At 52.2% G+C, this 8,976-nt stretch carries 10 protein-coding genes and 1 pseudogene; all 11 read right to left on the reverse strand.

The window, feature by feature from the left end; translation table 11 throughout:
• Positions 1-816, reverse strand: a pseudogene (locus ULO1_RS08935) (carbon monoxide dehydrogenase); the annotation flags it as partial.
• A gap of 180 nt (positions 817-996) precedes the next feature.
• Complete coding sequence (locus tag ULO1_RS08940) at positions 997-1,662, reverse strand: Crp/Fnr family transcriptional regulator (protein WP_079933411.1); 666 nt, start codon at positions 1,660-1,662, stop codon at positions 997-999.
• 64 nt (positions 1,663-1,726) lie between these two features.
• A complete protein-coding gene (locus ULO1_RS08945; protein WP_079933412.1) occupies positions 1,727-2,017 on the reverse strand; it encodes a hypothetical protein in 291 nt (96 codons plus the stop codon).
• Positions 2,011-3,180, reverse strand: a complete 1,170-nt coding sequence (locus tag ULO1_RS08950) for a tetratricopeptide repeat protein (protein WP_079933413.1) — start codon at positions 3,178-3,180, stop codon at positions 2,011-2,013. The genes ULO1_RS08945 and ULO1_RS08950 overlap by 7 nt, the downstream gene beginning before the upstream one ends.
• A gap of 121 nt (positions 3,181-3,301) precedes the next feature.
• Entirely contained in the window at positions 3,302-3,898 is a 597-nt protein-coding gene (locus tag ULO1_RS08955) for a Uma2 family endonuclease (protein WP_143311981.1), read from the reverse strand.
• Positions 3,899-3,916: 18 nt separating this feature from the next.
• On the reverse strand, positions 3,917-4,513 hold the full coding sequence (locus ULO1_RS08960) for a Uma2 family endonuclease (protein ID WP_079933414.1): 597 nt from the start codon (positions 4,511-4,513) through the stop codon (positions 3,917-3,919).
• A gap of 18 nt (positions 4,514-4,531) precedes the next feature.
• Positions 4,532-5,128 (reverse strand): Uma2 family endonuclease, encoded by a 597-nt coding sequence (locus ULO1_RS08965; RefSeq protein ID WP_079907340.1) that lies wholly within the window; start codon positions 5,126-5,128, stop codon positions 4,532-4,534.
• A 104-nt stretch (positions 5,129-5,232) separates the two neighbouring features.
• Positions 5,233-6,498 carry a phosphoribosylamine--glycine ligase gene (purD, locus tag ULO1_RS08970; protein WP_078666711.1) on the reverse strand — a complete coding sequence of 422 codons (1,266 nt, stop codon included), beginning with the start codon at positions 6,496-6,498 and terminating at the stop codon, positions 5,233-5,235.
• Positions 6,499-6,512: 14 nt separating this feature from the next.
• Complete coding sequence (purH, locus tag ULO1_RS08975) at positions 6,513-8,054, reverse strand: bifunctional phosphoribosylaminoimidazolecarboxamide formyltransferase/IMP cyclohydrolase (protein ID WP_079907982.1); 1,542 nt, start codon at positions 8,052-8,054, stop codon at positions 6,513-6,515.
• Positions 8,051-8,677, reverse strand: coding sequence for a phosphoribosylglycinamide formyltransferase (gene purN, locus ULO1_RS08980; RefSeq protein ID WP_079907980.1), 627 nt, complete (start codon positions 8,675-8,677; stop codon positions 8,051-8,053). Before purN ends, purH begins: the two co-directional genes overlap by 4 nt.
• A gap of 1 nt (position 8,678) precedes the next feature.
• Positions 8,679-8,976 (reverse strand): AIR synthase-related protein (locus ULO1_RS15180; protein WP_242947923.1); only part of this gene is annotated, 298 nt, incomplete at its 5' end.

Consider the following 8,976-nt stretch of genomic DNA (forward strand, 5'->3'; position numbering starts at 1 on the left):
TTTTTCAGAAAGCATGGGTATATGGCCGTTTACGGAAATATTAACCATATCTTCTTTAATTACCCCTAGCCGGTATTCAGACTTGACCACAGCCGGGACACCAAACAGTACGTCCTGCAAGTCAGTAGACAGGTGCAGCCCTGCATACCCATCAGTCAAGGCTACCCGTATTGCACCTAACAGGAGGTTAACCGGATCGGCATCACATCCCATGGCCTGCCGGTTGACGGCATTAGTTACCTCCAGATGGGCATTAACAGGCAAAACATTTAAACTCTGCCATCTTTTTACAGTCTTTGGTTGAGCCTTGATTTTTAACCAGGGGAGTACGCCAAATTGCTGCTGGAAGTTTTCCAGGGCCTTAAGAGCCACCTCCCTGGCTACCTCCTTAATTTCCCTGCCATCAACTGTCAGACCTAACCTGGCGGCAATATCCAGCAGTTTATCAGGGTTGCTGATACTATAGGGCGCCTTTCCTTCAGCAGTTTCCAGCAGGGTTAATGCTACCTCTCTGGCATGCTCTATATGGGGAGCCGCTCCCTCAGTAACCAGGGTCAAGAAATTCCGTGCAACTATAGCATCAGCCGTTGCCCCACAAACTCCCGCCTGAGGTCCCTTGCCTCCGGGAACAATTCGGCAGGGTCCCTCCAGACAGCGTTTACAACAAACCCCTAATAGCCCAAATTTACAACGAGCACCCATCGCCTCACTTCGGTCAAAAGCAGTCTCCACACCATCTTCCCGGGCTTTAAGCAACATTTCCTGAACCCCGGTGTCCAGACTTAACTCTTCTACGTTGTGAACAGTTTTGCTCATATTTTTAGCCTCCTTTCAATGAACTTTCAAAAAATTTATGCTATTTTTACTTTAGCGAAGAATTAAAAAAAAAATCTGTCGGGTAGCCGACAGTTTTCAAAAAAAATTCAGCCATGCTTTTTTGCGGTATCGCAACACATTGCATAAAAAAAAGAGCGAAATAGCATTTTCGCTCCCTCATTAGAAACCTGAAGATATTTCCTGTAATCTTTTCAAGTCTTTAACCAAAATAGTTCGCCGACTCAATTTTTCTAAAATACCCGATTTTCTCAGATCATTTAAAAGAACTGAAACCGTTTGACGGGTAGCCCCCAGAACCAGAGCAATTTCTTCAGTAGTTAAGCCCAGCTCTAACTTGATTCCTTGTTCTACCGTCACGCCTCTGTCCTTCACAGCTTGAACCAAAAATTCCGCCAATCTTAGATGGGTGTCTTTAAAAACCAAACCATTAATTATCGTAATTGAGTTTTTCAGCAAATCCCCCAGCACATTAACCATATTTAAACCAAAAGCAGGAAACTCGGCAATAATCTTTTTAAAATTACGGACATCGGTAACCAGTATAGTTGTGTCTTCCATTGCCTGGGTAAAAGCCCGGGTATGTGTACTGTATATATCACCCGCCTCCAAAATGGACAGGGTAAATTCTTTATCCTCATAAGCCAGGTAAACCCTGATTTTCCCCGATTTCACCAAAAACACCAGATTTTTCTCGTCGTTCGGTGAAAAAAGTATTGCCTTTTTAGAAAACTGTTGTTCCCGAAACTCTTTCAAGAACCGGGCATACTCCGGCGAACTCAGGACTTCCAACAAGTTAATGTCTGTTAACCTCATTCTGGTTGGCATAGTCCTTCCCCCCTCAGTATTACATGGGCGGCCTTTATGGACATTATATCAGATTTTGTTTCCATTACCAACTGGCCAATTTATTGCCAGCAGAGAAGAAAACATTGAGTTGGAGTAGCAAGTGGGGCGAGGGCGGAGTACCCAGGGTGATCAGCCCCAGTACTGGCCGCCCGGAAAATAAGGCATGTTCGACGACTATATAGCGTCGATAGCGCGCCAGCAACAGATTGTTGAGACCTCCTGCCGCTGCCAGGGCCAAATCGGCCTCCAAAGTTTTAACTCTGTACACCAGGGGTATTCGACACCGTTGCAGGATATCCTTGCCAAAAATTGCAGCAAATTTCGCCATCAGCATAAAAAGCTTTTATCCTGTGGCAGCCCCATTTCCAGCTGTTCACTCACTGAGTTCAGAAACTCTTCATCAAAACCAGGGGCCTCTGCCAGCCTCGCCCGCATGGTGGTAAGGTCACTATCGGAAAAAGCAGTATAAACCCACCAGAGCAAATCTGTTCGGGCTTTCTCCAGTTCCAGCTGCTGATAATTACTCCAGGCCCGGCGCAAATAGGCCTCAGCATAGCCAGGGTCCAGCTCAAGGGCCAGGGAGTAAAATTCTGTTGCCTGTTTCAGTTCTCCCAGCTCTTCGTACATCAGGCCCAAGTTGAAATAGGCCGCCGGATCCTCCGGATGTTGCTGCAGATAATTTTCCGCAGCCAGCAAAGCATCCTCCACTCGTCCCAGCCGGTATAACGCCAGGCCTTTCAACCACCAGAAACGGTCCTCATCCGGCCTTCTTGCCAGCAGCCATTCACTATCCTCCAGTGCCCCCTCCCAGTCTTCCAGTTCCAGCCGGCAAAAAGCCCGTTGCTCATGGGCGGCAAAATAATCGGGGTAAAGCTCCAGGGCCAGGTTGAAGGCCCGTTCTGCCGCATCATAGTGGCCCATTCCCGCCAGAACCACACCCGTACCAAATTCCACCCGGCTTTTTTCTTCATCAGTCAGGGCTGCCTGCCGGGCCTCTTCCAGGTCAGCCAGAGCTCCCTCAAAATCTTTTTGCAAGAAACGGACATAACTGCGTCGGTAGTAGAGGTCAGTCTTTTCCTCTAGCTCCAACGCCTTAGTATAATCCCCTTCCGCCTCCTGGTTTCGCTCTAGCAGTTCGTAAACCTCTGCCCGCAGTACATAGTTAACCGCATCAAAAGGTTCCAGCTCCAGCAAGGTCTGACAGTACTGCAGAGCCTTTTCCAGTTGCATCTGTTCCAGCGCCAGGCGCGCCAGCCAGAAATAGACCACCGGCAATTCGGGATACTGCTCCCTGGTTGTAAGCAACAGCTGTTCAGCCTCTGCCATTTCCCCCTCCTCGAAAAGAATAATTGCCTTCTTCATTGCCAGCGGCCAGGCCTGAGGATGTTTTTTTAGCTCACGGTCCAGTAAACGCAAGGCTTTTTCCGGTTCATACCGTAATAAATAATTATTTACTTTCTTCATAACCTTTTCGATAAATAGCTCATCCAGTTTCATCTTACTGCTCCTTATTTATTCCTTATATCTGGTATAATATAAAAAAAAGCGAAAGGAGGCAACTGCCTTAAACCTTTTCGCTCCCCGTGGTATTTCCTTCTTAGCAATTGTTTTTTCTGAATTAATCCGCAAACAGTTCCCGGGTATCAATGCTCAATTCCGGGAACAAGCCAGGTTGGGCGATTTCCCCTTCCCGGATCACGATTGGGGCCCCATAACCTCCTTGCTCTCCCAGGCGATACACCAGGATATGGCGGGAATCAGGGTTGACGATCCAGTACTCACGAACTCCGAATCGTTCATAAAGATTCAACTTGCGCACATAATCATGGGAGGCATGGGAGGGGGAAACCACCTCAATAATCCAGTCCGGGGCCCCCAGACAGCCTTTATCATCTAGTTTGGTACGGTCACAGATGACGCTGATGTCAGGCTGTACTACATTGCGGCAGTTTTCCTCGGTTTCTCCTTCCTCCGGCAGCCTGACATCAAAAGGGGCTACATAGACTTTGCATGTCCCATTCTGCTGTAAATATGAATAGATTTTATTAAACAGATAGCCCGCTATTTCCTGATGACGCCGGGAAAGAGCCGCTACCATGGCATAGGCCTGCCCGTCGATGATTTCCCATCTTTCTCCTTCCGGCAATTTGAGGTAGTCCTGATAGGTTTTAATACGGTATTGCACAGCGCTTTCGGAAAAATGGTTATCCGACATGATCATACCCCCATTTCCCTATTCCGCAAACAGTTCCGGGCTGTCAATGTTCAATTCCGGGAACAAGCCAGGTTGGGCGATTTCCCCTTCCCGGATCATGATTGGGGCACCATAACCTCCTTGCTCTCCCAGGCGATACACCAGGATATGGCGGGAATCAGGGTTGACGATCCAGTACTCCCGTACCCCGAATCGCTCATAAAGATTCAGCTTGCGCACATAATCATGGGAGGCATGGGAGGGGGAAACCACCTCAATAATCCAGTCCGGAGCCCCCAGACAGCCTTTATCATCCAGTTTGGTACGGTCACAGATGACGCTGATGTCCGGCTGTACTACATTGCGGCAGTTTTCCTCGGTTTCTCCTTCCTCCGGCAGCCTGACATCAAAAGGGGCTACATAAGCTTTACATATCCCCTTTTTCATCAAAAAAGGTTTGATTATAGCGATTAGATTAGTCACTATCTCCTGATGGCGCCGGGAAGGAGCCGCTACCATCGCATATGCTTGTCCGTCAATGAGTTCCCATCTTTCTCCTTCCGGCAATTTTAGGTAGTCTTGATAGGTTTTAATACGGTATTGCACAGCGCTTTCGGAAAAATGGTTATCCGACATGATCATACCCCCATTTCCCTATTCCGCAAACAGTTCCCGGCTGTCAATGTTCAATTCCGGGAACAAGCCAGGTTGGGCGATTTCCCCTTCCCGGATCATGATTGGGGCACCATAACCTCCTTGCTCTCCCAGGCGATACACCAGGATATGGCGGGAATCAGGGTTGACGATCCAGTACTCCCGTACCCCGAATCGTTCATAAAGATTCAGCTTGCGCACATAATCATGGGAGGTATGGGAGGGGGAAACCACCTCAATAATCCAGTCCGGGGCCCCCAGACAGCCTTTATCATCCAGTTTGGTACGGTCACAGATGACGCTGATGTCCGGCTGTACTACATTGCAGCAGTTTTGCTCGGTTTCTCCTGCATCGATCAGTCTGACATCGAAGGGGGCCACATAGACCTGGCAGTTTCCTTTCTGCTTCAGGTAAGAGTGGATGGTGCTCGCCAGCTCGAGAACTATTTGTTGATGCTGCCAGGATGGGGCAGCTACCATAGCATAGGCTTGGCCGTCGATGATTTCCCATCTTTCTCCTTCCGGTAATTTAAGGTAGTCTTGATAGGATTTAATTCGGTATTGCACAGCGCTTTCGGAAAAATAGTTGTCAGGCATAGTTTATTCCCTCCATCTGTTTTTATCTTATCATTTTTTTCCATCAGATGCTATAGATATGCAAAAAATCCCATCTCCTTTCTCAAGAGATGGGATTTTTCCTGTTATCTTAACGCTTTTGCCCCAATATCCCTTCTGTATTGCATACCCCGGAAACTGATGCACTCCACGCCCTGGTAGGCCTTCTGAATCGCCTCTTCGATGTTTGCCCCCAGGGCCGTCACCCCCAGCACCCGGCCCCCGGCCGTGAGGATGCGTTCACCTTCGGCCATTGTCCCGGCATGGAAAACCAGCGCCCCTGTCGCTGCCGCTTCAGCCAGGCCCTGGATTTCATCCCCTTTAGTAATGGGACCGGGATAGCCTTCTGCCGCCATTACCACACATACCGCCGCTTCCGGCTTCCACTGAATCTGGATTTCATCCAGACGGCCATCGATCACCGCCTCCATGATTTCCACCAGGTCAGTCTCCAGCCGGGGCAGGACAGCCTGGGTTTCCGGATCACCGAAACGGGCATTGTATTCCAGCACTTTCGGACCATCTTTGGTCAACATCAGCCCGGCATACAATACCCCTTGATAGGGACGGCCATCTGCCGCCATCCCCTGGATGGTGGGCAGGAGTATTTCCCGTTCCACTACCGCCGCTACCTCGGGCGTGTAGATGGGGGCCGGGGAGTAGGCCCCCATGCCGCCGGTGTTGGGCCCCTGGTCGCCGTCAAAAATACGCTTGTGGTCCTGGGCGGAAACCATGGGAATAACGGTGCGACCATCGGTAAAGGCCAGGATGCTCACTTCCTGTCCTTCCAGGTATTCTTCCACCACCACCCGGTCCCCGGCAGAACCAAAGGCCCTTTCTCCCATAATCAGGTCCACGGCAGCTTCCGCTTCCGCCAGAGTCCGGGCCACGATTACCCCCTTGCCTGCCGCCAGACCATCGGCCTTAACTACGCAGGGAGCCCCCAGCTGGCGGATAAAGGCTTTGGCTGGTTCCGCCTCGGTAAAAACCCGATAAGCTGCCGTCGGGATGTTGTATTTGGCCATCAAATCCTTGGCCAGGGCCTTGCTGCCTTCCAGTTCAGCGGCAGCCCGGGTAGGGCCGAAAATCCTCAGCCCTTCCGCCCGGAAAGCATCCACAATCCCGGCCATCAAAGGCGCTTCCGGCCCCACCACAGTTAAGTTTATACCTTCTTCTCTGGCAAAGGCCAGCAGTTTTTCCACATCATCAGCGGCAATCTCTACACATTCAGCCAGGGCTTTAATGCCCGCATTGCCCGGCGCACAATAGATTTTTTCCACTCTGGGACTCTGAGCGATTTTCCAGACCAGGGCATGTTCCCGGCCGCCTCCGCCTATAACCAGCACTTTCAAGATCCCTTACCTCCTCAGTGTTTGAAATGCCGCACTCCCGTCAGTACCATTACCAGGCCCAACCGGTCAGCCGCTGCGATTACTTCCTCATCCCTGAGGGCCCCACCGGTCTGAATGATAGCACTGATTCCGGCCCGGGCTGCCAGTTCCACCGTGTCGGGGAAGGGGAAGAAAGCATCTGAAGCCAGGACCGCCCCGGCTGCCTTTTCGCCGGCCTGTTCCAGGGCAATGCGGGCCGCACCCACCCGGTTCATCTGACCAGCTCCGACTCCCAGGGTAACGCCCCCTTTGGTAACCACGATAGCATTGGATTTAACATGCTTGACCACTCGCCAGGCAAACAGCATTTCCTCGATTTGCTCCGGTGTGGGCTGTTTCTGGCTCACTACCCGCAGATCAGCAGCAGTTATTTCTCTTGTATCAGCTTCCTGGACCAGGAGACCGCTGCCTACTACCCGCAGGTCATAGGGAAATACGGTGGCATTCCCGGCAGGCATAACCAGTAAGCGCAGGTTGGATTTGGCTGCCAGGATGGTTTTGGCCTCTTCACTAAAGGCAGGGGCAGCAATCACTTCCAGAAAGATTTCCGTCAGCTCTCTGGCCGTTTCTCCATCCACTTCCCGGTTAAGGGCAACTATCCCGCCAAAAGCGGAAACCGGGTCAGCCTGCAGGGCCTTGCGGTAGGCAGTGGCAATATCTTCGGCAATAGCTGCTCCGCAAGGATTGTTGTGTTTAACAATCACCGCCGCCGGCTGGGTAAATTCCTGGACCAGATTCCAGGCCGCCTGGGTGTCCAGCAGGTTATTGAAGGACAGTTCCTTGCCCTGCAGCTGTTCCGCCCCGGCTACTCCGGAGGCAGCATAGCCGGGCAGGCGATAAAAGGCTGCCTGCTGCTGGGGATTTTCGCCATAACGTAGCGTCTGCACCTTGTTGCCGGCCAGAATCAAGTCTTCTGTCAGCAATCCCGGCCGTTCCCCGGCCTGGCCAAACAGATACTGGCTGATCATGGCATCATACTGGGCCGTATGGCAATATGCTTCCGCTGCTAGCTGGCGGCGCATAACCAAAGGCACTTCCCCTTCTTCCCGCAAATAGTTAAGGACCTGGGAATAGCGCTGGGGATTGACTACAATCACCACGCTCTCGTGGTTTTTGGCGGCAGCCCGTACCATGGCCGGGCCCCCGATATCGATATTCTCGATGGCTTCCTCCAGAGTCACTCCCGGCTTGCTGATGGTTTGCCGGAAGGGATAGAGGTTAACAGCCACCAGATCAATAGTCCCGATTCCCTGTTCGGCCAGCTGGGCCAGGTGTTCCGGCGTGCGCCGGGCCAGGATGCCCCCATGGATTTTGGGGTGCAGGGTTTTTACCCGTCCATCCAGAATCTCAGGAAAACCGGTAATTTCACTGACATAGGTTACGGGAATTCCCGCTTCCTTGATGGTCTTATAAGTACCTCCGGTGGAAACCAGTTCCCAGCCCAGTTCTACCAGACCCCGAGCCAGTTCCGTCACCCCGGTTTTATCAGAAACGCTGATCAGCGCTCGTTTCATCAGAAAGCCTCCTTTCTGTCCTGCAGCTCAATCTGTACCCGCCGCCCTACTATCTTTACTCTGCCTTCGGCAATCAAATTGACTGTCCGGGGCAGAAGTTTATGTTCCTCAGCCAGAATCCGGGCCGCCAGCTCAGCTGCCGTATCCCCTTCCTCCACCGGCACGGCTGCCTGCAGGATGATGGGCCCGCTATCCAGCCCCTCATCAACGAAATGCACCGTGCATCCACTGATTTTTACCCCGTATTCCCAGGCCTGGCGCTGGGCCTCCAGCCCGGGAAAAGCGGGCAACAACGAAGGATGGATATTGATAATCCGCTCCGGGTAGGCTGCCAGCAGCACCGGTCCCACCAGGCGCAAATAACCAGCCAGCACTACCAGTTCCACTCCATTTTCCTTTAGCAGCCGGCAGATTTCCTGTTCATAGGCTGCTTTATCCGGATAAGCCCTGGGATCAACATGATAGGCAGGCACTCCGGCGGCCCTGGCTCGTTCTAAAGCCAGGGCCCCCGCCTTGTCGCTGATCACTACCGCCACTTCTGCTTTCAGTTCTCCCCGGCCCCGGGCATCCAGCAATGCCTGCAAATTTGAGCCCCGCCCGGAAACCAGCACTCCCAGTTTTAGCATCTCACACCACCTGCACTCCGGCCCCGGCTACCACCCGGCCGATGGTATAGACCTTTTCCCCGGCAGCCGTCAAACGGTCAGCGATGGCAGGCGCTTCCTCAGCCGCGACGATAGCCACCATGCCAATCCCCAGATTAAAGGTACGGGCCATTTCCTCTTTGGCTATATGCCCCAGCTTCTCAATCAAATCAAAAATCGGTGGAATCGGCCAGCTGCCGGCGGTTAACTCCACCCCCAGACCCGGCGGCAATACCCGCGGGATATTTTCCAGCAGTCCCCCGCCGGTAATATGGGCCAGG

Source organism: Carboxydocella sp. ULO1, from assembly GCF_002049255.1.
Classification (GTDB): domain Bacteria; phylum Bacillota.

Excerpts from the sequence above, each read along its gene's own strand:
- ULO1_RS08940 (WP_079933411.1), bottom strand. The coding sequence starts at position 1,662 with ATGCCAACCAGAATGAGGTTAACAGACATTAACTTGTTGGAAGTCCTG.
- ULO1_RS08945 (WP_079933412.1), bottom strand. The coding sequence starts at position 2,017 with ATGCTGATGGCGAAATTTGCTGCAATTTTTGGCAAGGATATCCTGCAA.
- ULO1_RS08950 (WP_079933413.1), bottom strand. The coding sequence starts at position 3,180 with ATGAAACTGGATGAGCTATTTATCGAAAAGGTTATGAAGAAAGTAAAT.
- ULO1_RS08955 (WP_143311981.1), bottom strand. The coding sequence starts at position 3,898 with ATGTCGGATAACCATTTTTCCGAAAGCGCTGTGCAATACCGTATTAAA.
- ULO1_RS08960 (WP_079933414.1), bottom strand. The coding sequence starts at position 4,513 with ATGTCGGATAACCATTTTTCCGAAAGCGCTGTGCAATACCGTATTAAA.
- ULO1_RS08965 (WP_079907340.1), bottom strand. The coding sequence starts at position 5,128 with ATGCCTGACAACTATTTTTCCGAAAGCGCTGTGCAATACCGAATTAAA.
- purN (WP_079907980.1), bottom strand. The coding sequence starts at position 8,677 with ATGCTAAAACTGGGAGTGCTGGTTTCCGGGCGGGGCTCAAATTTGCAG.